The 26315-nt window shown below is 69.3% G+C and carries 20 protein-coding genes; 8 read left to right on the forward strand and 12 right to left on the reverse strand.

Going from position 1 to position 26315, the window contains the following annotated elements:
• Window positions 1–392: 392 nt before the first annotated feature.
• The 3 genes from ACZ55A_RS28720 to thyX form a co-directional block, all read right to left on the reverse strand.
• The gene (locus ACZ55A_RS28720; RefSeq protein WP_468845937.1) at window positions 393–2078 is read right to left on the reverse strand and encodes a ribonuclease J; all 1686 of its coding nucleotides are present in this window, start codon (window positions 2076–2078) and stop codon (window positions 393–395) included.
• 113 nt (window positions 2079–2191) lie between these two features.
• A complete protein-coding gene (gene dapA, locus ACZ55A_RS28725) occupies window positions 2192–3091 on the reverse strand; it encodes a 4-hydroxy-tetrahydrodipicolinate synthase (RefSeq protein ID WP_033269511.1) in 900 nt (299 codons plus the stop codon).
• Between the two features lie 198 nt (window positions 3092–3289).
• On the reverse strand, window positions 3290–4048 hold the full coding sequence (gene thyX, locus ACZ55A_RS28730) for an FAD-dependent thymidylate synthase (protein WP_468845940.1): 759 nt from the start codon (window positions 4046–4048) through the stop codon (window positions 3290–3292).
• A gap of 232 nt (window positions 4049–4280) precedes the next feature.
• On the opposite strand from thyX, the gene ACZ55A_RS28735 reads away from it, so the two are divergent.
• Window positions 4281–4520, forward strand: coding sequence for a hypothetical protein (locus ACZ55A_RS28735; protein ID WP_468845942.1), 240 nt, complete (start codon window positions 4281–4283; stop codon window positions 4518–4520).
• A gap of 158 nt (window positions 4521–4678) precedes the next feature.
• Window positions 4679–5230: a PH domain-containing protein gene (locus ACZ55A_RS28740; RefSeq protein ID WP_468845943.1), complete on the forward strand. Its 552-nt coding sequence runs from the start codon at window positions 4679–4681 to the stop codon at window positions 5228–5230.
• A gap of 308 nt (window positions 5231–5538) precedes the next feature.
• Here ACZ55A_RS28740 and ACZ55A_RS28745 read toward each other — a convergent pair whose 3' ends face one another.
• The 6 genes from ACZ55A_RS28745 to eccD form a co-directional block, all read right to left on the reverse strand.
• The gene (locus ACZ55A_RS28745) at window positions 5539–5994 is read right to left on the reverse strand and encodes a tetratricopeptide repeat protein (RefSeq protein WP_468845945.1); all 456 of its coding nucleotides are present in this window, start codon (window positions 5992–5994) and stop codon (window positions 5539–5541) included.
• 11 nt (window positions 5995–6005) lie between these two features.
• Window positions 6006–6758, reverse strand: a complete 753-nt coding sequence (dapB, locus tag ACZ55A_RS28750; RefSeq protein ID WP_468845948.1) for a 4-hydroxy-tetrahydrodipicolinate reductase — start codon at window positions 6756–6758, stop codon at window positions 6006–6008.
• Between the two features lie 48 nt (window positions 6759–6806).
• Window positions 6807–8186 carry a M16 family metallopeptidase gene (locus ACZ55A_RS28755; RefSeq protein ID WP_468845950.1) on the reverse strand — a complete coding sequence of 460 codons (1380 nt, stop codon included), beginning with the start codon at window positions 8184–8186 and terminating at the stop codon, window positions 6807–6809.
• Window positions 8183–10402 (reverse strand): polyribonucleotide nucleotidyltransferase, encoded by a 2220-nt coding sequence (locus ACZ55A_RS28760; RefSeq protein WP_468845953.1) that lies wholly within the window; start codon window positions 10400–10402, stop codon window positions 8183–8185. The genes ACZ55A_RS28755 and ACZ55A_RS28760 overlap by 4 nt, the downstream gene beginning before the upstream one ends.
• Before the next feature lie 291 nt (window positions 10403–10693).
• A complete protein-coding gene (rpsO, locus tag ACZ55A_RS28765; RefSeq protein WP_009714645.1) occupies window positions 10694–10981 on the reverse strand; it encodes a 30S ribosomal protein S15 in 288 nt (95 codons plus the stop codon).
• Window positions 10982–11133: 152 nt separating this feature from the next.
• On the reverse strand, window positions 11134–12597 hold the full coding sequence (eccD, locus tag ACZ55A_RS28770; protein WP_468845955.1) for a type VII secretion integral membrane protein EccD: 1464 nt from the start codon (window positions 12595–12597) through the stop codon (window positions 11134–11136).
• A 258-nt stretch (window positions 12598–12855) separates the two neighbouring features.
• On the opposite strand from eccD, the gene eccCa reads away from it, so the two are divergent.
• Window positions 12856–16815, forward strand: coding sequence for a type VII secretion protein EccCa (eccCa, locus tag ACZ55A_RS28775; protein ID WP_468845957.1), 3960 nt, complete (start codon window positions 12856–12858; stop codon window positions 16813–16815).
• Between the two features lie 141 nt (window positions 16816–16956).
• On the opposite strand, the gene ACZ55A_RS28780 is transcribed toward eccCa, so the two are convergent.
• Window positions 16957–17676, reverse strand: a complete 720-nt coding sequence (locus ACZ55A_RS28780; protein ID WP_468845961.1) for a WXG100 family type VII secretion target — start codon at window positions 17674–17676, stop codon at window positions 16957–16959.
• Entirely contained in the window at window positions 17673–17999 is a 327-nt protein-coding gene (locus ACZ55A_RS28785) for a type VII secretion target (RefSeq protein WP_468845964.1), read from the reverse strand. The genes ACZ55A_RS28780 and ACZ55A_RS28785 overlap by 4 nt, the downstream gene beginning before the upstream one ends.
• Window positions 18000–18237: 238 nt before the next feature.
• Here ACZ55A_RS28785 and ACZ55A_RS28790 point away from each other — a divergent pair, with 238 nt between their 5' ends.
• The 3 genes from ACZ55A_RS28790 to ACZ55A_RS28800 all read left to right on the forward strand — a co-directional run bounded on the left by ACZ55A_RS28790 (window position 18238) and on the right by ACZ55A_RS28800 (window position 22839).
• Window positions 18238–18639 carry a hypothetical protein gene (locus ACZ55A_RS28790; RefSeq protein ID WP_468845965.1) on the forward strand — a complete coding sequence of 134 codons (402 nt, stop codon included), beginning with the start codon at window positions 18238–18240 and terminating at the stop codon, window positions 18637–18639.
• Between the two features lie 640 nt (window positions 18640–19279).
• Window positions 19280–21511: an ATP-binding protein gene (locus tag ACZ55A_RS28795; protein WP_468845968.1), complete on the forward strand. Its 2232-nt coding sequence runs from the start codon at window positions 19280–19282 to the stop codon at window positions 21509–21511.
• Window positions 21508–22839, forward strand: coding sequence for an SUKH-4 family immunity protein (locus ACZ55A_RS28800; protein ID WP_468845971.1), 1332 nt, complete (start codon window positions 21508–21510; stop codon window positions 22837–22839). Before ACZ55A_RS28795 ends, ACZ55A_RS28800 begins: the two co-directional genes overlap by 4 nt.
• Window positions 22840–23158: 319 nt before the next feature.
• Here the strand turns inward: ACZ55A_RS28800 and ACZ55A_RS28805 are convergent, their stop codons facing one another.
• The gene (locus ACZ55A_RS28805; protein WP_468845973.1) at window positions 23159–23494 is read right to left on the reverse strand and encodes a hypothetical protein; all 336 of its coding nucleotides are present in this window, start codon (window positions 23492–23494) and stop codon (window positions 23159–23161) included.
• Between the two features lie 504 nt (window positions 23495–23998).
• On the opposite strand from ACZ55A_RS28805, the gene ACZ55A_RS28810 reads away from it, so the two are divergent.
• Together ACZ55A_RS28810 and ACZ55A_RS28815 are read left to right on the forward strand one after the other, a co-directional pair.
• The gene (locus ACZ55A_RS28810) at window positions 23999–24331 is read left to right on the forward strand and encodes a WXG100 family type VII secretion target (RefSeq protein WP_468845976.1); all 333 of its coding nucleotides are present in this window, start codon (window positions 23999–24001) and stop codon (window positions 24329–24331) included.
• 152 nt (window positions 24332–24483) lie between these two features.
• Window positions 24484–25512, forward strand: coding sequence for a WXG100-like domain-containing protein (locus ACZ55A_RS28815; RefSeq protein ID WP_468845979.1), 1029 nt, complete (start codon window positions 24484–24486; stop codon window positions 25510–25512).
• The last annotated feature ends 803 nt before the right edge of the window (window positions 25513–26315 follow it).

Below are 26315 nucleotides of genomic sequence, written 5' to 3' on the forward strand. Positions count from 1 at the left end.
TTATCGGTTCTGATTGACTCAGTACCGGGCTCTCCGGGCGCTTCCCTTCGGTCTTGCGTTTCCGACTCTATCAGATCCTTGCGGTTCCGATTTTCACCGGTGCGATTCGGCCTTTCGGCTTCTTCGCGCTTCCGACTTTAGCAGATCCGATTCTTGCCGTATCCGGTTCGAATTCGGTCCGATTGCCCGTCGGAGGGGGTTTGCCTTTCGGCTGATCCGACTTTATCAGATTGCTCTGGGCCGGAATTCCGCCCGGCTTGGGAGGCGCCCCGTACGCACAGGCGTGCGGCGCTTCCCGTTCAGGCGGAGCCGTAAACGTACTGGAGCGGGGCGCCTGGATGCAAATCCGGGCGCCCCGCTCCGACTTGAGTACGTTCGTACGGCTCTGTGCGTCAGACCTCGACGACCACGGGGAGGATCATCGGGCGGCGGCGGTAGTTGTCCGACACCCACTTGCCGACCGATCGGCGGACCAGCTGCTGGAGCTGGTGAGGCTCCGCGATGCCGTCCTGGGCCGACTTGGCCAGCGCCTCTTCGATCTTCGGGGCCACGGCCGACAGGGCGGCGTCGTCGATGCCGGAGCCGCGGGCGTGCAGGTCCGGGCCGCCGACGATCTTGCCGGTGCTGGAGTCCACGACCACGAAGACCGAGATGATGCCCTCGTCGCCGAGGATGCGGCGGTCCTTGAGCGACGTCTCGGTGACATCGCCGACCGAGAGGCCGTCGACGTAGACGTAGCCGGCCTGGACCTTGCCGACGATCTTGGCGATGCCGTCGACCAGGTCGACCGCGACGCCGTCCTCGGCGATGACGATCCGGTCCTTCGGTACGCCCGTCAGGGCGCCCAGTTCGGCGTTGGCGCGCAGATGGCGCCATTCGCCGTGCACCGGCATCAGGTTCTTCGGCTTGCAGATGTTGTAGAAGTACAGCAGCTCGCCGGCCGAGGCATGGCCCGAGACATGGACCTTGGCGTTGCCCTTGTGGACGACGTTGGCACCCCAGCGGGTCAGTCCGTTGATCACGCGGTAGACCGCGTTCTCGTTGCCCGGGATGAGCGACGACGCCAGGATCACGGTGTCGCCCGGGACGATGCGGATCTGGTGGTCGCGGTTGGCCATGCGGGAGAGGGCCGCCATCGGCTCGCCCTGGGAACCCGTGCAGACCAGCACGACCTCGTCGTCGGGGAGGTCGTCGAGGGTCTTGACGTCGACGACCAGACCGGCCGGGACGTTCAGATAGCCCAGCTCGCGGGCGATGCCCATGTTGCGGACCATCGAGCGGCCGACGAACGCCACCCGGCGGCCGTACTCGTGCGCCGCGTCGAGGATCTGCTGGATGCGGTGCACATGGCTCGCGAAGCTGGCGACGATGATGCGCTTCTGGGCGCTCGCGAACACTCCGCGCAGGACGTTCGAGATGTCGCGCTCGGGCGGGACGAAGCCCGGGACCTCGGCGTTCGTGGAGTCGGAGAGGAGCAGGTCGATGCCTTCCTCGCCGAGCTTGGCGAACGCGGGAAGGTCGGTCAGGCGGCGGTCCAGCGGGAGCTGGTCCATCTTGAAGTCGCCGGTGTGCACGACCATGCCCGCGGGGGTGCGGATGGCGACGGCCAGGGCGTCCGGGATGGAGTGGTTGACCGCGATGAACTCGCAGTCGAAGGGCCCCAGCCGCTCGCGCTCGCCCTCGGCGACCTCCAGCGTGTACGGGCGGATCCGGTGCTCCTGGAGCTTCGCCTCGATCAGGGCGAGGGTCAGCTTCGAGCCGATGAGCGGGATGTCCGGCTTCTCGCGCAGGAGGTAGGGGACACCACCGATGTGGTCCTCGTGGCCGTGGGTCAGGACGATGCCGTCGATGTCGTCCAGGCGATCCCTGATGGACGAGAAGTCCGGCAGGATCAGGTCGATTCCGGGCTGCTCCTCCTCCGGGAAGAGCACTCCGCAGTCGACGATCAGCAACCGGCCGCCGTATTCGAAGACCGTCATGTTGCGGCCGATTTCACCCAGGCCGCCGAGGGGGGTGACGCGCAGGCCACCCTTGGGAAGCTTCGGCGGGGCGCCGAGCTCAGGATGCGGATGACTCAAAAGACTCTCCTCACCACACGCGCCACGCTGCCGTCGAGGCACGTGGCGCGCATGACATTCGTGCACTTGCTATGTGGCGGTTGTTGGTCCGTATTCATTTGTGAAGTCTCTGTTCAGAGCTGTACGCCGCCGGCCGCGAGGTCGCGCTTGAGCTGCTCGGTCTCCTCGGGGGAAAGCTCGACGAGCGGCAGGCGCAGCGGACCGGCGGGCAGGCCCTGGAGGCCGAGGGCGGCCTTGGTGGTGATCACGCCCTGGGTGCGGAACATGCCGGTGAAGACCGGCAGCAGCTTCTGGTGGATCTCGGTGGCCTTGGTGACGTCACCGTTGAGGTGGGCGTCCAGGAGGGCGCGCAGCTCGGGGGTGACGACATGGCCGACCACGGAGACGAAGCCGATGGCTCCGACCGAGAGCAGCGGCAGGTTGAGCATGTCGTCGCCGCTGTACCAGGCGAGACCGGAGCGGGCGATGGCCCAGCTGGCGCGGCCGAGGTCGCCCTTGGCGTCCTTGTTGGCCACGATCCGGGGGTGCTCGGCGAGCCGGACGATGGTCTCGGTGTTGATCGGGACGCCGCTTCGGCCAGGGATGTCGTAGAGCATCACGGGCAGGTCGGTGGCGTCCGCGATGGCCGTGAAGTGGCGCAGCAGGCCCTCCTGCGGGGGCTTGCTGTAGTACGGCGTCACCGCGAGCAGACCATGGGCGCCGGCGTCCTGGGCGGCGCGGGCGAGCTCGAGGCTGTGGTGGGTGTCGTTGGTGCCGGCTCCGGCGACGACAAAGGCGCGGTCTCCGACCGCATCGACCACGGCGCGGACCAGCTGGGCTTTCTCCGCATCGCTGGTGGTCGGGGACTCTCCAGTGGTGCCGTTGACGACGAGGCCGTCATTGCCGGCGTCCACCAGATGTGCGGCGAGCCGCTGCGCGCCGTCGAGGTCGAGAGCGCCATCCGCCGTGAATGGCGTGACCATGGCGGTCAGCACCCGCCCGAAGGGGGTCTGCGGTGTGGAAGTCGGAGCCATGGGTCCCACGCTACTCGTAGCTCACCGTGGGATGCGCCTCTGGGGAGCAGGGATGTGGACTCCGGCACTGCCTGCTCGGGGGTTCAAGCAGTGCCGGGTCCGTCTGTTCAGCGTAGATGAACTTCTCAAAATGCCGCAATCCGGACACTTCGCACGTCTGTCCTGCGCGCTCCCGGCATCCGGCCCGTGGCCTGGGCCTTACGGGGCGATCCGGCCGTTCGCATTGAATGCGCCGTACGTGAGCGGCATGAGCTTGGCCCAGTGGGCCTCCATCTGCTCGCCGACCATTTCGATCTCGCGCTGCGGGAAGGACGGCACCTTCGCCTGCTCGTGCTGCGTGCGCAGGCCGAGGAAGTGCATCAGCGAGCGAGCGTTGCAGGTCGCGTACATGGAGGAGTACAGACCGACCGGGAGCACCGCGCGGGCGACCTCGCGGGCGACGCCGGCGGCCAGCATCTCCTGATAGGCCTCGTAGGCCTGGCGGTAGGAGTCCTCCATGACCCGGCCGGTGAGCTCGTGCTGGGCCTGGGTGCCCTCGACGAACTCGTACTTGCCGGGGCGGCCCTGCTGGACGAGCTTGCGGGACTCACCGGGGACGTAGAAGACCGGCTCCAGCTGGCGGTAGCGGCCGGACTCCTCGTTGTACGACCAGCCGACACGGTGCCGCATGAACTCGCGGAAGACGAAGATCGGCGCGCTGATGAAGAAGGTCATGGAGTTGTGCTCGAACGGGCTGCCGTGCCGGTCCCGCATGAGGAAGTTGATCAGGCCCTTGGAGCGCTCCGGGTCCTTCTGGAGCTCCTCCAGGGACTGCTCGCCGGCCGTGGAGACCCGGGCCGCCCACAGGACGTCGCTGTCCGCGGCGCTGTGCTTGACCAGCTCGACCGTCACCTCGCTCCGGAAGCTGACGGCTGCACTGTCAGGGCTCTCAGTGCTGTCGGCGGGGGTGTGGGACACCGGCGGTTCCTTCCGTTCGATCCTCGTGCGCGACCAGCCTACGGCCCACCACTGACAGTCCAGTAAATGTGGTGTGATGCCGCGTTAGCCGCAAAACGGACGCTCTATAGCAGGGCGCGGCGCGGGAGTTGATATTTTTCACAGAAGTCTCGGAAAACGGGCACCAATCGGGCGGCGCAGACGTCTAACCCTGTGACAGTGCCCACTTCGAGGTTCCTAGGAGAGCCCCCTCATGTTCCGCCGGCGAGAGCCCGTCCCGTTCGCCTTCGTTGCCGAGGCAGACCGGTTCCGCAGCAATGTCACTCCCCCGCCGCGACAGCGCGCCTCCCGCGCGCAGCTCGTCGGCCAGTCACTGATCACGCTGACAGTAGTGGGCGGCCTGGCCGGCGCGCTGCTGTTCGGCGTTCCCGCACTGCAGCAGGACAGTTCCACCTCGAATCGGGTGCATCAGTCCGAGGCCGCCCACCGCTGAGTGGGCGGGGCACTCCCCGATCAGGGCCTGGCTCAAGGACACTCCCTGGCGGAGCGGACCGCAGAGTGGTTCCGCTCCGCAGGTCCCGATAGCCTCACCGGTCACAGCTTCCGTCAGCACGCCGGTGAGTGCTGAGCAGCCCTGAGTGAGGATCAGCCGTGCCCCTGCCCTTCCTGACGGCCGACCGCGACCTCGATGACCGTGTTACGGAATCAGCCGCGCTGCCGCATGACGAGCCCGACCACTGGCGCCGTCCCTACCGCCCCGGACCGTGGCGGGTGGGGGCGGCGGCGGTGTTTCTGCTGCTCGCCTCGTTCGTCCTGCTCTCCGCGATGATCATCGCGATGGCGGGCTCACTGCCCGGCGCCGGCGCCTGTGCCGCCCTTGGCGGGCTGCTGATCGCCCTCGCGCTGCGGCTGCTGCGGGTGGGCCTCTGGGTCAGCTCGCAGGGCCTGCGGCAGGTGAACCTGCTGCGTACGACGACCGAGCCGTGGAGCGCCATCGCCTCGGTACGGACGCTCCAGCAGCCGGTGCGCTGGCTGGGGCTGCCGCGGACGGTGCAGGGCCAGGCCCTGATCGTCCGGCGTACCCAGGGCGAGCCGCTGCGCGCCCTGGTCACCGACCACAACGGCGACTTCCTCGCCCGGCCGGAGGCGTTCGAGCACGCCACGGACGTGCTGGAGGCCTGGGCGGCGGAGTACCGCGCTTAGGGGATGGTCGAACAGATGCCGTAGGGGATCCGGGCGCCCCCTGCGGGACCACAACGTCGGGGGCTGAGGCGGTATTCCCGTGGGTCATCGGTCGCCAGGTGATCGCAAGGCCCACGTGATCGCAGGACCACGGGCAAGACCACGTGCTCGCAGGAGCACGGGCCGGATCAGATACACGACCACGTTGCCGCAGGCCCCGTGAGACAAGCCGTGACGACGAAGACCCCGCGACCGCGGAAATCACGTGATCGACAAGACGCCGAGACGCCGCGGCGCCAAGGTCCCGTGGCGCCGCGGCGTCTCGGCGTCTAGGCGGTCCGGGCGGGCTTTTCGTCGTGCAGGGCGATGGCGCGCTGCATCGCCTTGCGGGCGCGCGGGGTGTCCCGGGCGTCGTGGTAGGCGACCGCGAGCCGAAACCATGTGCGCCAGTCGCCCGGCGCCTCCTCCGTCTCGGCCTGGCGCCGGGCGAAGACCGCATCGGCCGCGTCCCGGTCGATCCTGCCGCCCGGAGTGCGCTGGAGCTCGTCGGCGGGCAGCCCGCCCTCGGCCTCCAGCGCATGGGCCAGCCGGTGGGCGTTCCGCGCGAAGCGGGTGTTGTGCCAGAGGAACCAGGCACCGATGCACGGCAGCGCGAAGGCCACCGCGCCCATCCCCATGGCCGCCGGCTCACCGGTCAGCAGGAGCAGTACGCCCTCCAGCGCCACCACGCCGAAGACGATCACCAGCACGGTGGCAAGGAAGAAGTACGTGATCTTTCCGCCCATGGCTGCCGGCCTCAGCCCAGGTCGAGGAAGTTTTCCAGGCCCACGGTCAGGCCCGGGGTGGACACCACGCGGCGCACCCCGAGCAGGATGCCCGGCATGAAGCTGCTGTGGTGGAGGGAGTCGTGCCGGATGGTGAGGGTTTCGCCCTCCCCGCCGAAGAGCACCTCCTGGTGGGCGAGCAGCCCGCGCAGCCGTACGGAGTGCACGGGGACGCCGTCCACGTCCGCACCACGGGCACCGTCCAGCGCGGTGGTGGTGGCGTCCGGCTGCGGGGCGCAGCCGGCCTCCTCGCGGGCCTTGGCGATCAGCTGCGCGGTACGGGCCGCGGTGCCCGAGGGGGCGTCCGCCTTCTTCGGGTGGTGCAGCTCGACGACCTCGACGGACTCGAAGAAGCGCGCCGCCTGCTGGGCGAACTGCATGGTCAGCACCGCACCGATGGAGAAGTTCGGCGCGATCAGCACCCCCGCCTGCGGTGCGGCGGCGAGCGAGGTGCGCAGCTGCGCCAGGCGCTCATCGGTCCAGCCGGTGGTCCCGACCACCGCATGGATGCCGTGTCGCACACAGAAGTCGAGGTTGCCCATGACCGCGCCCGGGTTGGTCAGCTCGACCACGACCTCGGCACCGGCCTCGACCAGCGTCTCCAGCTTGTCCCCGCGGCCGAGCCCGGCGACCAGCTCCATGTCCTCGGCGGCCTCGACGGCCCGTACGGCCTCGGAGCCGATGCGCCCCTGTGCTCCGAGTACGGCCACACGCAGCTTGCTCATCGTTTCCAGTCCTTCTCTCGGTGGTACGGCAATGGCCCGCCCACAGCCCTATGCGACGACGTCGTCGAGCCGGGCCGCCTGCCGGTCCTTCAGGGGGCCGATGACGGAGAGCGAGGGGCGCAGGCCCAGTACATCGCGGGCCACCTCGCGCACCTCGTCGGGGGTGACGGCCGCTATCCGGGCGAGCATCTCGTCGACCGACATCTGCTCGCCCCAGCACAGCTCGCTCTTGCCGAGGCGGTGCATCAGCGCGCCGGTGTCCTCCAGGCCGAGGACGGTGGATCCGCGCAGTTGGCCGATGGCGCGGTGGATCTCGTCGTCGCTGAGGCCGTGCGCCGCCACCTGGTCGAGTTCGTCGCGGCAGATCTTCAGCACATCGTGCACCTGGTTGGGGCGGCAGCCGGCGTAGACCCCGAAGAGGCCGCAGTCAGCGAAGCCCGAGGTGTACGAGTACACGCTGTAGGCCAGTCCGCGCTTCTCTCGGACCTCCTGGAAGAGCCGGGAGGACATCCCGCCGCCCAGTGCGGTGTTCAGCACGCCCATCGCCCAGCGCCGGTCGTCGGTGCGTGCCATGCCGGGCATCCCGAGGATGACATGGGCCTGCTCGGTCCGGCGGTTGAGCAGTTCGACGCGGCCGGCGGTGCGCAGCGCCCGGGTGCCCGAGCGCGGGGCCACGGGGGTGGCGTCGGTGCGGTCCAGGGCCCCGGCCTGCTCGAAGGCGCGGCGGACCTGGCGGACGACCTTGGCGTGGTCGACGTTGCCGGCCGCCGTGACGACGAGGTGGGTGGGGTCGTAGTGCTTCTTGTAGAAGCGGCGGATGCGCTCGGGGGTGAGGGCGTTGACGGTGTCGACGGTGCCCAGGACCGGGCGGCCGAGCGGGGTGTCGCCGAGCATGGTGTGCGCGAACAGGTCGTGCACGCAGTCGCCCGGGTCGTCCTCGGTCATCGCGATCTCTTCGAGGATGACGCCGCGCTCGGCGTCCACGTCCTCGGCCTCGATCAGCGAGCCGGTGAGCATGTCGCACACCACGTCGATGGCGAGCGGCAGATCGGTGTCGAGCACCCGCGCGTAGTAGCAGGTGTACTCCTTCGCGGTGAAGGCGTTCATCTCGCCGCCGACCGCGTCGATGCCGGCCGAGATGTCCAGTGCGCTGCGCCGCTCGGTGCCCTTGAAGAGCAGATGCTCCAGGTAGTGCGTGGCGCCGTTGAGGGACGGGGTCTCGTCTCGGGAGCCGACGTGTGCCCAGATCCCGAAGGTGACCGAGCGGACCGTGGGCAGCGTCTCGGTGACGATCCGCAGGCCGCCGGGGAGCGTGGTCCGGCGGACCGTGCCGGCGCCCGCGGTGCCCTTGAGAAGCGTTTGGGTACGGGCGACGGCCCGCCCCTCCGTAGAGGTGCGGGCCGTCGTCCTGTGCGTACGGGACGTCACTTGTCGGCGTCGTCCTTCTTGTCGGCCTCGGCGTCCTCTTCCTCGATCACGGGGATCAGGGAGAGCTTGCCGCGCTGGTCGATCTCGGCGATCTCGACCTGGACCTTGGCGCCCACCGCGAGCACGTCCTCGACGTTCTCGACGCGCTTGCCGCCGGCCAGCTTGCGGATCTGCGAGATGTGCAGCAGACCGTCCTTGCCGGGGAGCAGGGAGACGAACGCACCGAAGGTGGTGGTCTTGACGACCGTGCCCAGGTAGCGCTCGCCGACCTCCGGCATGGTCGGGTTGGCGATGCCGTTGATCGTGGCACGGGCGGCCTCGGCGGCCGGGCCGTCGGCGGCACCGATGTAGATGGTGCCGTCGTCCTCGATCGTGATGTCGGCGCCGGTGTCCTCCTGGATCTGGTTGATCATCTTGCCCTTGGGGCCGATGACCTCACCGATCTTGTCCACCGGGATCTTGACGGTGATGATCCGCGGGGCGTTCGGGGACATCTCGTCCGGGACGTCGATGGCCTCGGTCATGACGTCGAGGATGTGCAGACGCGCGTCGCGGGCCTGCTTGAGCGCCGCGGCCAGCACGGAGGCCGGGATGCCGTCCAGCTTGGTGTCCAGCTGAAGGGCGGTCACGAAGTTGCGGGTACCGGCGACCTTGAAGTCCATGTCACCGAACGCGTCCTCCGCACCGAGGATGTCGGTGAGGGCGACGTAGTGGGTCTGGCCGTCGATCTCCTGGGAGATCAGGCCCATGGCGATACCGGCGACCGGGGCCTTGAGCGGCACACCGGCGTTCAGCAGCGACATGGTCGAGGCGCAGACCGAGCCCATGGACGTCGAGCCGTTGGAGCCCAGCGCCTCGGAGACCTGGCGGATCGCGTACGGGAACTCCTCGCGGGTCGGCAGCACCGGCACGATGGCACGCTCGGCCAGCGCGCCGTGGCCGATCTCGCGGCGCTTGGGGGAGCCCACGCGGCCGGTCTCACCGACGGAGTACGGCGGGAAGTTGTAGTTGTGCATGTAGCGCTTGCGGGTCACCGGAGAGAGGGTGTCCAGCTGCTGCTCCATGCGGAGCATGTTGAGGGTGGTGACGCCCAGGATCTGGGTCTCGCCACGCTCGAACAGGGCGGAGCCGTGCACCCGCGGGATCGCCTCGACCTCGGCGGCGAGCGTACGGATGTCCGTGACGCCGCGGCCGTCGATGCGCTTCTTCTCCTTGATGACGCGCTCACGGACCAGGGTCTTGGTCAGCGAGCGGTACGCGGCGGAGATCTCCTTCTCGCGGCCCTCGAACTCCGGCAGCAGCTTCTCGGCGGCCAGGCCCTTGACGCGGTCCAGCTCTGCCTCGCGGTCCTGCTTGCCGGCGATGGTCAGCGCCTGGGTGAGCTCGTCCTTGACGGCCTTGGTCAGCGCCTCGAGGACGTCGTCCTGGTATTCCAGGAAGACCGGGAACTCGCCGGTCGGCTTGGCGGCCTTCGCGGCGAGGTCCGCCTGCGCCTTGCACAGCACCTTGATGAAGGGCTTGGCGGCCTCCAGACCGGCGGCGACGACCTCCTCGGTGGGGGCCTCGGCGCCGTCCTTGACGAGCTGGATGGTCTTCTCGGTGGCCTCGGCCTCGACCATCATGATCGCGACGTCGCCGTCCGGGAGGACGCGGCCGGCCACGACCATGTCGAAGACGGCGTCCTCGAGCTCGGTGTGGGTCGGGAAGGCGACCCACTGGCCCTTGATCAGGGCGACGCGGGTGCCGCCGATGGGGCCCGAGAAGGGCAGGCCGGCCAGCTGCGTGGAGCAGGAGGCGGCGTTGATGGCGACCACGTCGTAGAGGTGGTCGGGGTTGAGCGCCATGATCGTCTCGACGATCTGGATCTCGTTGCGCAGGCCCTTCTTGAAGGACGGGCGCAGCGGGCGGTCGATCAGGCGGCAGGTGAGGATCGCGTCCTCGGAGGGGCGGCCCTCACGGCGGAAGAAGGAGCCGGGGATCTTCCCGGCTGCGTACATCCGCTCCTCGACGTCGACGGTCAGCGGGAAGAAGTCCAGCTGGTCCTTAGGCGTCTTGGAGGCGGTGGTGGCCGACAGCACCATGGTGTCGTCGTCCAGGTACGCGACGGCGGAACCGGCGGCCTGCTTGGCCAGGCGGCCCGTCTCGAAGCGGATGGTGCGGGTGCCGAAGGAACCGTTGTCGATCACGGCTTCGGCGTAGTGGGTCTCGTTCTCCACCAGGAATATCTCCTCGTCTGCGTCTGCTGCCCGTATGGCGGCAGACCGTCTTCGGTGGAGCGCCGGTGCGGGCCGGTCTTCGATCGAAGCACCCGGAGTGATGATCATGCGTACATGGATCGTCCGGGGGCCACTACCGAGGACCGGCGGCCAGGAGGCGCTCCTACCGCGTTCACTTTTGCGATATGGCACCAGAGTACAAAGCTTCCGTCCACCATGAGATGGCGTGAGCATCCGGTGCGTATGGCAAAGGGAGCGGCCCCCGGTGGGAACCGCTCCCTTTACGGCGTCTTACTTGGCGCCCGCCGCGCCGCGGCGGATGCCCAGGCGCTCGACCAGCGCGCGGAAGCGCGTGATGTCCTTCTTCGCCAGGTACTGCAGCAGGCGGCGGCGCTGGCCGACGAGCAGCAGCAGACCACGGCGGGAGTGGTGGTCGTGCTTGTGGGTCTTGAGGTGCTCGGTCAGGTCCGAGATCCGGCGGGAGAGCAGCGCGACCTGGACCTCGGGGGAGCCGGTGTCACCCTCCTTGGTGGCGAACTCGGTCATGATCTGCTTCTTCGTAGCGGCGTCGAGCGACACGCGGTACTCCTTGGGTTCGTGGCCGTCGAGCGTCCCTGGTCTGCTTCACAGGGAATCCTTGGATGACTCGACCGAGCCGTCACACAGCGTACCAGCTGGGAAACGGCCCCCCGACCGGGTGGTCGGGGGGCCGCGGCCGGAGCGGGCGGTGGCTAGTTGCCGGTGAGGCCGCGCACCTTGTTGTAGACGTCCAGCACCGCCAGGCACAGCGGTACGAGGGACAGCAGGACCAGGCCGTCGAAGATGTCGAAGATCCGGCCCCAGAAGGGGGTGACACCCTTGCGCGGGACGACCAGGCCGACACCGACCAGGACGGCGGCGCCCAGCGCGATGCTGCTGGAGAACCAGACGGTGCGGATGTTGAGCGGCCCCGCGTCCTGGTACTGGATGAGGTCGACGAAGATGTCCGTCGGCGGGTGCAGCGTGATGCCCAGGATCAGCAGGACGATCGTCAGGATGCCGGCGACGGTCAGGCAGGCGACCTGCGCGGTGTAGTCGAAGAGCCGCGCACGGAGCATGATCGTGATGCCGGCGGCCATGGCCAGCAGCTGGGCCCACATGTTGTCGGAGAAGCCCAGGACCACACCGGCCGAGCCGACGACCAGGGCGGAGCAGCCGGCGACCAGGCCGAGCAGCAGCTCGTGGCCGCGCTTGGCCTGGTTGGCGATCTTGACGAAGTCGACGGACTCGGTCTCGCCGCCGTTGTCGAAGGAGCCCTTGGCGATCTGGTCGGGCGACTTGTAGCCGATGGGCAGCCGGGCGAAGCGGGCGGAGAGACCGGGCAGCCAGGCGACCATGGCGATGGCGACGACGGCGGTGACGGCGGCGACCTCGCGACCCTCGGCGTCGGTGAGGATCGCGGCGAACACCGCGAGGGTGCCGATGGCGGACAGGAACGCGGCCGCGACAAAGGGGGCGTCACCGCGCGGCAGCAGGACCACCAGGAGGACCGAGGCGATCAGCACGGTCACACAGCCGACGAGCAGGTGCAGCCGGCCGGGGCCGGCGCCGTCGTCGACCGGGAAGATGCCGGAACCGGCGATCAGCAGATGCGGCAGGGCGGACAGGCCCAGCGCGATCGAGGAGCCGTGGTCGTCGTAGACCCGGGCGCGGACGCCGGCCAGTGCGACCAGGACGATGCCGACGACGCCGGCGATGATGCCCGGCAGCCGGTGCATATCGCGGTCGGCGGGGTTCGAGAACCACAGGGCGAACGCCATCATGACGAGCAGCAGCACGCCGGCGGTGAGGCCGACGACATGCATCAGGTCGTCGCTCCAGCGGCTGCGGTTGCGCTTGACCGCGGAGGCGACGGCGTCGGAGACATCGTCGAAGACCGGGAGCGGCAGCGATTCGGCGAACGGCTTCAGCAGAAGCAGGTCGCCGTCGAGGATCTGCTGCTGCGCGAGCGACTGCCCGGCGTCGAGAACCGTGCCGTCGCGGCGAACGAGGTGATAGCCGGTCGGTGCGCCCTCTGCCTGGGACTGCCCCGAGAGCCTCAGGATCTCCGGATAGATGTCGACGAGTGCGACATCCTCCGGCAGAGCCACGTCGATCCGTGCGTCCGGCGCGGCGACTGTGACCCGGCAAAAGCCGGTGCCAGTGGTCGTGCTCACCTGGCGGTTCCCCCTATCCGTTGGGCGTTTTGTCGCTTCGCGCGCCGTATATATAGAGCCGTCACTTCGGGGCTGTTGGCACGCTCGCGAGGCGTCAGCGTACCGTCCAATTCGGCGACCGCCCCACCCACCCCGAGACTTGACGCTTAACAGTAGGATCAACGCCTGGTTCGGGCCAAGGACTTGGCTCGGGGGGACCGTCGAATCCAACGGGGGCGGTCCGAGACTGCGAGAGATGCATGAAGGACTGATGCCTCGGTGAGCGTTGTCATCGTCAAGCGCCCGCCCCGCGCGCTGCCACCCGAAGTCCCCTCTGAGGAGGTGACACTCGAGGCGCCTCCGGAGCTGCCGCGTGAAGGCGAATCAGAAAGCATGCTGATGACCCTTATGCCCATGATGGGTATGGCGTCATCGGCGGGTTTCTTGTTCATGGGCAATCAGCCGTTCATGAAAATCATGGGCGGCTTTATGGTGGCGTCCACCCTGGCAATGGCGATCGCCCAGATCGTCAAAGCGCGCCAAGGCCCTTCCGGGCAAATGGTCCAAGAGCGCCAGGATTACCTCAAGTACCTTACGCAGAAGCGGAAAGAGGTACGGCGGACCGCGCGCAAGCAGCGGGACGCACAGCTCTTCACGCACCCCGATCCGAGCCAGTTGTGGTCCATCGTGGCCGAGGGCAAACGGGTATGGGAACGCCGGGCGACCGACCCCGACTTCGGGCAGGTACGTCTCGGGCTGGGGCCGCAGCAGCTGGCCACCCCGCTGCGGGCTCCGGAGACCGCTCCGGTCGACGAGCTGGAGCCGCTCACCGCGCATGCGATGAAGGAGTTCCTCGACAAGCACGGGCAGTTGGACAACCTGCCGCTCGCGGTCTCGCTGCGCGCCTTCTACCACCTGACCGTCTCGGGTGACCCGGACACGGTCTACGGCGCCTCGCGCGCCATCATCGCCCAGCTGTGCACCCTGCACTCGCCCGAGGACCTGGTGGTGGCGGTCGTCGCCGCGCCCGGTGCGCAGGCGGAGTGGGAGTGGACGAAGTGGCTGCCGCAGGTGCAGGACAAGAGCACCGACGGCGCGGGCAGCCGCCGGCTGGTCGTCGGTGACCTCGGTGAGATCGAGGAGCTGCTGGCCGACGAGCTGGACGGCCGTGGGCGGTTCAACCCGCAGGGCACTCCGGTGACCGACTCCCCGCATGTGGTGATCGTGCTCGACGGCGGCGAGGTCCCGATGGACTCGGTGATCGCCGGGGCCGAGGGCCTCCAGGGCGTCACCATCCTCGAGGTCGTGCCGGGCGATCTGGACGAGATCCGCGGTGGTCTGGCCGTACAGGTGTGGCCGGGCAAGCTGGTGCTGGAGTCGGCCAGCGGCGCGGTCTACCACGGTGTCTGCGACACCCTGTCGATCGCCGAGTCGGAGTCGCTGGCGCGTCAGCTGGCCCCGCTGCGGGCGGGCTCCGGCGCCGACGGCGAGGAACCGCTGTTGTCCGCCCTGGACTTCACCGACCTGCTCAACATCGGCGACGCCGGTGCCCTGGACGTGTCGCGTACCTGGCGTCCCCGGACGCTGGCCGAGCGGCTGCGCGTCCCGATCGGTGTCGACCGCGACGGCCAGCCGGTCATGCTGGACATCAAGGAAGCCTCACAGCAGGGCATGGGCCCGCACGGTCTGTGTGTCGGTGCGACCGGTTCCGGTAAGTCCGAGGTGCTGCGCACCCTGGTGCTCGCCCTCGCGGTCACCCACTCCTCGGAGACGCTGAACTTCATCCTCGCGGACTTCAAGGGTGGCGCCACCTTCACCGGTATGTCGGAGATGCCGCACGTCGCGGCGGTCATCACCAACCTCGGTGAGGACGTCACCCTGATCGACCGCATGCGCGACTCGATCACCGGTGAACTCCAGCGCCGCCAGGAGCTGCTGCGCTCCGCGGGCAACTACGCGAACATCACCGACTACGAGAAGGCGCGTGCCGCGGGTGCCCCGCTGGACCCGCTGCCGTCGCTGGTGATGATCATCGACGAGTTCTCCGAGCTGCTCGCCGCCAAGCCCGACTTCATCGAGATGTTCATCCAGATCGGCCGGATCGGCCGTTCGATGGGTGTGCACATGCTGCTCGCCTCGCAGCGTCTGGAAGAGGGCAAGCTGCGCGGTCTGGACACCTTCCTGTCCTACCGGCTCGGTCTGCGCACCTTCTCCGCGGCCGAGTCGCGGACCGCGATCGGTGTGCCGGACGCCTACCACCTGCCGAACGTCCCCGGTTCCGGCATCCTGAAGTACGACACCGAGACGATGGTCCAGTTCAAGGCCGCGTATGTCTCCGGTACCTACCGCGGTCCGGGTGGCGGCGGTCGTGGCGGCGGCGGCGGCCGGTCCATGCGGATGCCGGTGCCGTTCACCGCGGCCCCGGTCGTCGAGCAGATCATCGAGGAGCCCGTCTCCGTCGAGGCGGCGGAGCCCGAGGTGGACGACGCGCTCGCCGACACCGTGCTGGACGTCATGGTCCAGCGCATGCAGGGCCAGGGCCCGCCGGCGCACCAGGTGTGGCTGCCGCCGCTGGAGGAGGCGCCCACCGTCAACCAGCTGCTCCCGACGCTGGCCGTCACCCCCGAACGGGGTGTGCACGCGGCGGAGTACACCGCGCTCGGCAAGCTCGTGGTGCCGGTCGCGCTGGTGGACAAGCCGTTCGAGCAGCGGCGTGACGTGATGTACCTGGACTTCTCCGCCGGTGCCGGTCACGGCCTGGTCGTGGGTGGTCCGCAGTCCGGCAAGTCGACCCTGATCCGCTCCGCCATTGCGGCGTTCGCGCTCACCCACACCCCGGCCGAGGTGCAGTTCTACTGCCTCGACTTCGGTGGCGGCGGCATGCTGACGATGGAGGGCCTGCCGCACGTCGGCGGTGTCGCCTCGCGTCTGGACGCGGAGAAGGTCCGCCGTACGGTCGCCGAGGTCGTCGGCATCCTCAACCAGCGTGAGGAGTTCTTCCGGGCCAACAACATCGACTCGATCGCGACCTACCGCCAGCGGCGGGCCGCGGGCGCCTTCCCCGACGAGAAGTGGGGCGACGTCTTCCTGATCATCGATGGCTGGGGAACCTTCAAGACCGACTACGAGCAGCTCGACCCGGTGATCCTGGACATCGCCGCCCGGGGTCTCGGTTTCGGTGTCCACCTGGTCCTCGGCGCCGCCCGCTACACCGAGGTCCGTCCGGCGCTGCGTGACCAGCTGCTCAACCGTGTCGAGCTGCGCCTGGGTGACCCGATGGAGTCGGAGTTCGACCGCAAGCGCGCGGAGAACGTCCCCATGGGCAAGCCCGGCCGCGGTCTGTCCCCGGAGAAGCTCGACTTCCTCTCGGCGCTGCCGCGTCTGGACGGAATGAGCGACCCGGAGACGATCAGCGACGGCATCGCGAACCTGGTGGCCACGGTCAAGGAGCACTGGCAGGGCGAGCCCGCCCCCAAGGTGCGGATGCTGCCGACGATGCTGCACGCCAACGAGCTGCCCAAGGGCAACGACTACCCGGAGCACGGGATCGCGATCGGTGTCGACGAGACCACGCTGTCGCCGGCGTTCATCGACTTCGAGACCGACCCGCTGCTGGTCATCTACGGCGAGAGCGAGTCCGGCAAGTCCTCGCTGCTGCGTCTGCTGACCAAGCAGATCGCCGAGCGGTACCCGTCCGACAAGGCGCTGATGGTGGTCTCCGACTACCGTCGCGCGCTGCTCGGCGAGGTCCCCGAGAGCCATCTGTACAAGTACTGCGCCGCGGGTCCGCAGCTTCAGGAGGTCATCAGCGGGCTGGCCGGTTCGCTGGGCCGCCGGATGCCCGGACCGGACGTCACGCCGGAGCAGCTGCGCAACCGCAGCTGGTACGACCTGCCGGACGCGTTCGTGATCGTGGACGACTACGACCTGGTGGCGACCAGCAGCGGCAACCCGCTGCAACCGCTGCTGGAGTACCTGCCGTTCGCCCGTGACCTGGGTCTGCGCCTGATCATCGCGCGCAGCTCCTCGGGCGCCGGACGGTCGTCGTTCGAGCCCGTGATGCAGCGTACGAAGGAGCTCGGCGCACAGGGTCTGATCCTCTCCGCCGACCCGGCGGAGGGCCCGCTGATGGGCAACATCAAGGGCCAGCCCCTCACGCCCGGCCGGGCGACGTTCATCACCCGCAAGCGCGGTGCGCAGCTGGTCCAGACGGGCTGGCTGCCGGCCCACGGCCAGTAACAGGCGGAACGCACAACGGCGGTGGGGCGTCCCTCTCAGGAGGGGCGCCCCACCGCCGTTTCGTGTGCGCGGTGCGCGGGTGCGCTCGGTGCCGGCACGTCCGCGCGGCCGACCGGGCTTGCGGAGCCGCGACGTCCGGGATCAGCCGAAGGCGCCGTGCTGGGTCGTGTCCGGTCCGGCCGCCCCCGCGCCCTTCTCCTCCGGCTTGGCCGCCTTCTCGGGCTTCCCGGGCTTCTCCGGCTTCGCCGCCGTCGCCGTCGCCGCCTTCGGGTCCCGTTCGGCACCCGGCGCCGGCTCCGGACCGGCCGGCTGGGTCCGTACGCCCTTGGCGATGCCCTCACCGCCGCGCGTCTTGGCCTCACCGGCCTTGGCCGGTCCGAACGGGTCGGGCCCCTGCGTGGCCGTGGACGTCTCCCACTGGTGACGCGCCTGCGGTACCGCGCTCTGGCCGCCGCCCCGTCCGCCGCGCTTGCCGAACGCGCCGCCCAGGCCGTTGGCGAGCTGACCCAGCGCCATGAAGCCGTAGGCGACCTCGGGGCCGGACGACGACTGCCCTCCGCCTGAGTTGTTCACCGGCGGTGCGCCGTGGTTCTCGCCGTCCTTCTCGTCGGGGTGCGCGGCCGCGGCGGTCTCCAGGTCCGCGGCGGCCAGTTCGAAGGCCGGCAGCGAGTCGTCGACGGACCGCTTGAGGCGGTGCCACTCCGCGGCGAACGCCTCGCCCGCCGGGCCGTGCCAGTTGGCCGCCGCGGCGGTGCCGACGTGCCGGTCCAGATCGCGGACCATCCCGTCGAGGTGCTTGCCCATCTCCCGCCAGCCGGCCGCCGCTTCGTGCAGCGCCTCGGGGTTGCGTCGCTCGCTCACTTGCCGCTCCGCATCATCTCGACGCTCCGTATGGTCTCGACCAGCTCGTCCTCGGTCGCCTGTGTCTGCGTGGCGGTCTCCTTGAGGCCGCCGGCGACCTCGGCGAGCCGCTGCTGAAGCTGGACGAGGGCGTGCTCGGCCTGCTCGTACAGCTCACGGAACGGCCGGGCCGCTTCCTGGCTGCCGAATCCGTCCCGCAGCGCCTCGGCATCCGCCCGCCGTCTGAATGCGGCCAGCTGCCGGCTCAGTTCTTCCGCGCGTATCTCGAAGGCCGCACCGAGCGTGTGCAACTCCTCCGTACTGAGCCGGACTTCGTCGGACATCATTTCTCCCCGAATTGAATGACAGCTACCTGCCAACATCGCCTCAGGTCTAGCACACCCGCAATAGCCCCGATGCCCTCTGCCGAGCGCCCGGCGGGCAGTACGCGGAATGCATAGGGAGCAATATGCGGCAATACCGACAACCCCCGCCTTGACGACCTGTTCACACCCGTCATTAGACTCTGGACGCCGGTGCAGCACATGCGGTTGCTGTGCCATGACGTTCAAGGGGGCAGGGATGAGCAACGAACGGCAGATCCAGGACGAGGACCTGATGGATGTCGCCCAGGATCCGGAGCAGGCGCACCGGCTGCGTAAGGCCCTGAAGGTCCTGGCGGAGAACCCCAACGTCGGCGGCAAGCTCCAGGAGATGGCCCAGGAAGTGCTCTCCGGCCGTATGGGCATGAAGGAGGCCATCCAGACGCCGGGGTACCTGGACGCCCTCGGCGACCGGCTCAACGAGATGCGACGGGCCGCGGAGAACCAGACCATGGCCGAGCGCGAGGAGTCGCGCGAGAAGTTCGCCGCCTGGCAGAAGGAGCAGGAGGCGAAGGAGGACGCGGAGCGCGCCGAGCGCGACGGCCCGTCCGGCAATATCGTCACCGCCCCGCGGCGCGGCGGCCGCAGCCACCGGGGCTGATACGGCCACCGGGGCGGATACGGCCGCCGGCGCTGCGCCGGTTGCCGCGGCTTTCTGTGGGTTTCCGGCGCATTCCGGGGCTTCCGGCGTTTTCCGGCTTTTCCGCGGTCTTCGGGTGCGCTCCGCCGCTCCAACGGATAGGCAAGATCAGCTGATTCGGTGGATCGGGCGGCTCAGCGCATTCGCCGGATGAGGCGGATTACGGCGGATTGGGCAACTGCGGCCGATTTGGACGGACGCCACGGCGAGCGTGGTTGCCACGACAGGTGCCGCCACTGCGGCAGATGCTGTCGTTACGGTAGATGCTGTCGTTACGGCAGTTACAGAAGAAGGCAGATCGCCGCCCGGAGAATGCGGACAGATCTGCTTCCTTTCCACACAACGCGATCTCGATTTCTCCACAACGGGCCACATGCGCTATACCCACGGCCCAGGAACACGCCACCGGGACAACCGGCGCCACGCTCACGCCACGAGCCACCGGCGCTCCTCCCCCACACCCGTCCCGGCCTGCGTGTTCCAGTTCCGGAACAGCCGCCCCGCACCGTGCCGTGCGCGCGGCCCCGGATCATAGGATCGAGCCGGTACACGCAAGAATCCACGACGGTGGACGGCGGGATTGATGGGGGACGAGGAAGCCATGAGCGCCTCAGACGGAGGAAATGCCCGAGCGGCCGGATACGCTCCGCATCCGTATATCGGCGGCCGCACCACCGTGCTCCGCGCACTCGCGGCCTGGCGTATGCGGTGGCCCGGTGCGCCACGCGTCATCGTGGTCACCGGAGATCCGGGCAGCGGGTGCTCGCGCCTGCTCACCGGCTTCCTGATGATGTGCGATCCGGGATACCGCAAGCAGCTGCCGCTGGACGAGATGGACCCGGCGACGGTGCCCCCGGATCTCCCGGCGCCCGCGGTGCCGGGCCCCGCCGGGCGCACCGCGGCACAGGTGCTGTGGCTGCTCGCCGATCACCTCGGGCTGCGCGCCGGCCGCACCGAAGACGTCTTCACCGAACTCGCCGCTCTCGACGAGCCGGTGACGATCGTGGTGCCGGATGTGGACCAGGCTGGTCCGGTACGTGCCGCGAACGAGCCGGCCCGCCTCGTACGGGACGTACTCAAGCCGCTCGCCGCCACCGAAACGGTTCAGCTGCTCGCCGAGGTGCCCCGCGAACTGGCCACGGAACTGGCCGGGTCGCTGCCCCAGGGCCAGGCTCAGATCATCGACCTCGACGCACCCGAGTGGTCCGACCCCAAGGGCCTGGTGCGGCATGCCGAGACCGCACTCAACCCCGCCACCGGGGCGCCGGAACTCCCGTACACCACCGACCCGGCCGCGCGCCGGGCACTCGCCGAGGCGATGGCCGCGCGCGCCGCGGGCAGCCGGCTCACCGTCCAGCTCGCCGTGCAGTCGCTGCTCATGCACCCCGACGGCTTCGACCCGGCGGATCCCGCGCAGCTGCCCGCGAGCATCGGCGAGGCGCTCGATCTGCACGCCCGCCGACTGGGCACCGATCCGCAGACCCTGCGGCTGATGCTGGCACCGCTCGCGTTCGCCGAGGGCGAGGGGCTGCCGCCCCAGCTGCTGGGGACGCTGGCGTCCGCGGTGGCCGGGCGCGATATGAGCCAGGAACTCGCCGACGGCATGCTGCTGGCGGCGCCGTTCGTCCAGCCGGTTGAGCCATCGGCCGCCGACGGCACGGAGGAGGGCGACGAGAGCGACACCGCACCGAGCGCCGGAGCCGAAACCGGCTCGGCCTCCGGCTCCGGCTCCGGCTCCGGCTCCGGCTCCGGCTCCGGCTCCGGCTCCGGCTCCGGCTCCGAGGGCAGCCGAACGCTGCTGCGCCTGATGCACCCCGCGCTCGCCGACGAGATCCGCTCCGGCCTCCCGGACGCCCGTGACGCCCAGACCAAGATCGCCATGGCGCTGCTGGAGGCCGTGCCCCAGCAGGACTGGTCACAGGCCGACCCCTACATCCGCGACCACCTCGCGGCGCACACCCTCGACGCCGGGCTGCTGCCCCAACTCCTCACCGACCCGGGCCTGTTCGCGCACGCCGACCCGGTGACGCTGCGGGCCGCCGTGGAGGCCGTACCGCTTGAGCAGTTGGGCGCGCCGGCCCGTACGTATCTGCGCATCGCGCCCCTGTTCACCCGCTCCCAGGCGCCGGCCGACATGCGGGCGGCGTTCCTGGAGTCCGCGTTCGTCGAGGACGGGCTGGGACCGTGGGCGGAGGCGCTGCACACCCGCGGCTTCAACCTGCCGTGGCGGACGCTGTGGAGCGTGCCGGTGACCGGTGTCCACGCGGTGACCACGGGATCCTTGTCCCCGGAGGACGAAGGCTCCGCCGCGGCGACGGCGGACCCGGCGGCCGAGGGCGCCCAGCCCCCTGCGCCCGCCCCGGCCGGCACCGCGGTCCCCCGCCCCGTCGCCGCCTTCCTCGTCCCCCAGGGCACCCCCGGTTCCCGTACGCCGGCGGGCGGCCCGGACGACGAGGCGCCCCAGGACGGCGGCTCGGCCCTCCTCCTCCACGACCTCTACGCTCCCGAGTACGTCGACGCCGACCCGTCGCGAGTGGTGCGGCCCTCGGAGGAGGCGCGGGCGGCTGCGCCGTTCGGCCTCAGCCGCGGCGCCGACTACCTGCGGGTCTGGACCCGGGCCGACCAGAAGGTCGTGGCCGCGCTGCTCTCCGACTCCCCGATCACCAGCGCCGATCTCTCGCCGGACGGTGTGCTGGTCGTCGCCACCGAGCGCGGTGTGACTGCCCGTCAGGTCCTCGCGGCCGTCCCCGCCACCACCCCGACCGTGCCGGCCCAGCGCACCGGCACCCCTGATGCCAACGCTTCCCACGGCCTCGAAGGAGACCACTCGTGATCACCCAGGCGCAGGCACACGCCACCGCCGCCCGCTGGCTCAACCCCGAAGGGCATCAGGGTCCGCCGCGTGAGGTGGCGATGCAGGAGTTCGACCTCGGCTGGGTGGTGTGGGCCGTACCGCCGCCCCCGGAGGTCGACCCGGAGACCGGGCAGCGCCGCCCGCCCGCCGAGATCGGCACCGCATGCGGTGTGGTCGACCGGGCCTCGGGCGAGCTGACGGTCTGGCCGTCCGTACCGGTCGAGGAGGTCGTGCGGATGTACCGGCAGAAGCACGGTGGCGGGGCGCCCGCCGCCCCGGCGGAGCCCGCCCGGCCGCCGGTCACCGGCCCCGGCAACACGGCCGTCGCGACCTACAACGACCCGGCAACGGGCGAGGAGACCAACCTCACCAAGCTCTCCGCCCCCGGCCAACCGCCCGTCGAGTACCAGCTGTACGACGAGCTGCGGCGGCTGGGCGTCAACGCGGCGGACGTCCGCGCGGTCCACACCGACCTGCGGCCGGCCCTGCTGCCCGGCGGCTACCCGGGCGACTTCATCCTCCGTGCGTTCCCCAACGCCAGCTTCTCCTGCACCGAGGGCTACGGCATGCGGCCCGAGGAGCGCGCCGAGGGTGTCGCCGGACTGCTGCGGCACGTCGAGATGATGCACCAGCTGGCGGGGCAGCAGCCGCCGCCGCGACCGCACCGGCTGCCGGTGCCGGAGCGCGTGGAGCCCGCGCCGCAGCTGCGCGATGTGGCCCTCGGGAAGCATCTCGTGGAGGTCTTCGGCCCCCAGGGCGTACGCCGCCCGGATGCCGACGACATCGCCGCGACCCAGCTCCCCGAGGCCACTCGGAACACCCTGCTCTGGGCCGGACTCCCCACCGAGGTGCCGTACTTCTTCACCTCGGACCGCCCCGACGCCCCGCCCGCCGGCGGCATGTTCACGGACGTGGCGACCCATCTGCGGGAAACCGGCACCCAGGCCCAGGAACAGACCCTGGAAACCCTCGCCGGCTACATCCGCCTCGGCACCGACGGCCTGTACACCCTCGCCGTCCAGTGCACCGCCCCGGAGAACAACCAGAACCTCATCGGCACCCTCTGGGCCGTCCAGCCCTCGTCGGGCGGCGGCCGTTTCGTCAACCGCACCCTCTCCGCCTACCTGCGCTCGCTCGCCCTCCTGGTCACCACGCGCACGCAGATGCAGGGCATGGACCCGCACACCGCAGGAGCAGCGGTCGCCACCTTCCAGGAACAGATCGCGGCCATTGATTCCTGGGCACTGGACGACCCCGGCAACTGGTGGTCACTGGTGATCGAGCAGATGTGGCACGGGTTGTTCTGAACCCTGAGGAGGGCGGTCGGCACAGCAGCTCATCGCTGCGCCGACCGCCCTTCTGTCTTTTGCGCCCACTGCCGCTGGGAAGGCGCCGGCTCACCGCGACGCGGCTGCCCGGACGGTCGGTCGCGTCGCCACGGACGGTCGGTCGCACGCGGCACAGCGGGGGCGCGTCAACTACCGCAGAAGCGCACTGCACACCACGCACTGCACACCGCACACCGCACACCGCACACCGCACACCGCAGTGGACACTCCCCCTACACGCGCGCCCGCCCCACCTATCTGCCCCGCCCCCGCTCCCGCCCGCCACCCTGCCCTCACCTCAGGGCAACAGCAACCAGTCCGCGGCCAGCGCCGCCGCCAGACCGATTCCGAGCATCCAGGTGCCGAGCCGGGTACGCCCGTGCCGGCTGAGCTCGATCACCACACCGCAGAGCACCAACGCCGCTCCGTACACCCCGACCACCAGTACCGACGTACGCGACGCCAGGCGCACCACGAGCACCACCGCCATCGCGGCCATCAGCACCGAGGCCAGGACGATACGTATTCGCCGAGCCTGACGCGGCGTCAGCCCCACCCGGCTCTCGGAAAGGGGCTCTTCATACTCGTCGCGGTCTTCGTGCTCTTCGCGCTCTTCATTGGCGGGTTCGTCCATGAGCGGAAATGCTACGGGACAGATGATCGTCCCCGCGTCGCACTTCCCCACCGACCACGCCCCGACTACCCCGACCGCATCAACCCACCCCCACACTCACCCACATGACCCAATTCCCCAGACACACGGTTGACGCCAAAGCCCCACCCGCCCGACCGCCCGCTCACCACCACACCGCACCACCCCCACCACCCACTTGACCATCACCACACCAATATTTAACCTGCACTTTCGAATTCGCGACCAAGCCAAGACCTCACGACCCCTGGCCCCGACCGCGCAACTCGTTGACGACCGGGTGATGAGTGAGGGAGGGCAAGACTCACCATTCCCCCCAAAGTCACAGGCAGGTCAATTCCCCAGAATCTCCCCGGAATTGAAGCCCCCGAACACCCACATACCCTCCACACCCTCGCCTTGACATGCCTGCGCTCATATCGCCTAATCTGGGACCGCTAGAATCGCGCCAAGAATCAGCGCGACACATGCCAGAAATCGGGGGCAATGGTGGCAGGCAAGGCATTTGACGTCGATCCGGATGTGCTGCGCGCGCAAGGCAACGCGTTCGTCCACATCGGCAGCGATTTCTCCAAGGCATCGAAGAAGTTGCAGGACGACCTTGAAGGCCTTGGCAGCCCCTGGGAGAACTGCGACTTCGGCGACATCTTCGAAACGATCTACACGCCGATCAGGGACGGGATGTTCGAGTCGATGGACTCCCTGGGCGAGCGCCTCGAGGGCATCGGCGACAAGCTCCAGAACATGGCCAGCTCCTACGCCGAATCCGACGAGCAGGGCATCCACACGATCAGCGCGGTCGGCCGTCCGGCCATCTGAGGCCCAGCCGCCGCACGAACTTCCGGCCGAGAACCGAGCTCCGCTCGGCTCCCCTCCGCCCTTCTCCACACCCCAATTCCCGCCCGCTCCATCATCTCCAGCCTCTCCATTCCCTTCAGGGATCGGCTACAACTGCACGGGGGACGATCACTGTGTCATTGACGCTGCCAAGCGAGGTAGCTTGGGTCCTGGACCTGCTCGGCTACAACTGGCCGGACGCCGACGAGGACAAGCTCCACGAATGTGCCCAGGTCTGGCGCAATTTCGCCGAGTCGGTCAACCAAGCCGCCTCCTCGGGCTCTTCGGCAGCCAATGAAGTCGTCTCCGCCAACTCCGGTGAAGCGATCGAGGGCTTCACCAACGAATGGGGGACGTTCTCCGGAGGCGGTGACAGCGGAGACAACTACCTCCGCGACGCCGCAGCAGCGGCCGAGATCATCGCCGTCGCCTTCGACGCTGCTGCCCTCGCCGTGCTCGCCGGCAAGGTCGCGGTCATCGTCCAACTCGTCATGCTGGCCGCCGAACTCATCGCCGCCCAGGCCGCCGCACCCTTCACCCTGGGCCTCTCCGAACTCGGTGCGGCCGGTGCCACCCAAGCCACCCGCCTGATCGTCCGCCAGATCCTCGACAAGATCAAACGCGAGGTCATGGAGGCGGCCACCAAGGCCATGGAGCACGCCACCATGGACGCCATCAAGAAGATGGCGAAGAAGGCCGTTTCCAAGGAAGCCCGCAAGCTGGCCCTGGACTACGCCAAGAAGACGGTCAAGGAGACGGTCAAGGACAAGGTCGTCGACCAGGCGAAGGAAATCGCCCGAGACAAGATCATCGAAGAGGGCAAGAACAAGGCCAAAGAGGCCGCCACAGAGATGGCCCAGAACGTCGCACAGCAAGGCATCGAAAGCCACTTCGGCGCCCGCGACGGTATCGACTGGGGCGAAACCGCCGACATCGGCAAGGACAAGGCCGGCGAATACGTCGACGGCATCAAGGAAGGCGCCCAGGAATACAAGGACGGCGTCACCAGCCTCGCCGACCCCAACACCTACATCGACCACGCCAAGCAGGACCTCACCAACCGCGGCCTCGACGCAACCCAACGCCACGTCGACCGCCGCACCGGCGGCGCCGCCACCCGCAACCAGGACGTCACGGACGAGGTACGGTCGGTCTTCGGCTGAGCAACAGCGCTCATCGCCCAACGGGCCGACCGTGATGCCCAGGTAGCCCGGCCCCCAACGCCGACACATACACCGTCGAGCCGTGGACACGCCCGAGCCCCAACTCGGCAGGCTCCCACGGCCGATGGCGTGCTCCCGGCTGGTGGGAGCAACGTGTCGGCCAAATCCCGTTGCGTTCCCGACAAGCCATGAGCTGGCACCAGTCGAGTCCCGCGAGTCAGTACGGACCGCCGCCGTGCAGGACAACAGGCAGCAAGTCGCGTGTGAAGACCTTGCAGCCCAAGATCCTTCTGTCGGCGAGCAAATGACGCACTTGTAAAGTACGCGTAAGCAGTAACGGGGGAACTGGTCAGGCTCACCCTCGTCGCGCATGGCCAATGGCATGTCAGCGACGTTGGGGCGCGCCACCCATCGCATGCGCCGTCATCGGTCGGCCATCGTCTCCGGCACCCCCGGCCCGGCCGAGGGACTCCACCGAAGACATTCTCCACGTCTGCCTGCGAGCGCGGCAGCTCAGCGCCGCGCCATTTTCCGTGTCCGAAAGGAAGCACATGTCGTACCCTCCGCAGCCTGGAGGGCCGGGCGGCAGCAACGCGTACGGACAGGCGAACCCACCTTCCCAGTCCGCCGGCGCGCCCCCTGCAGTCCAAGGCCACATCCCCTCAGCACCGTATGCACCTCCGGGGCAAGGTCCCGCCCCTCAGGGCGCCCCCTATGCCGCGCAGTCCTGGCCATCGCAGGCCGGCGGGCCGCCGCCTCCTCCTCCCCCACCGTCCGGTGGGGAGAACAAGGGGCTCAAGCGG

Source organism: Streptomyces sp. NPDC034111 (genome assembly GCF_055575375.1).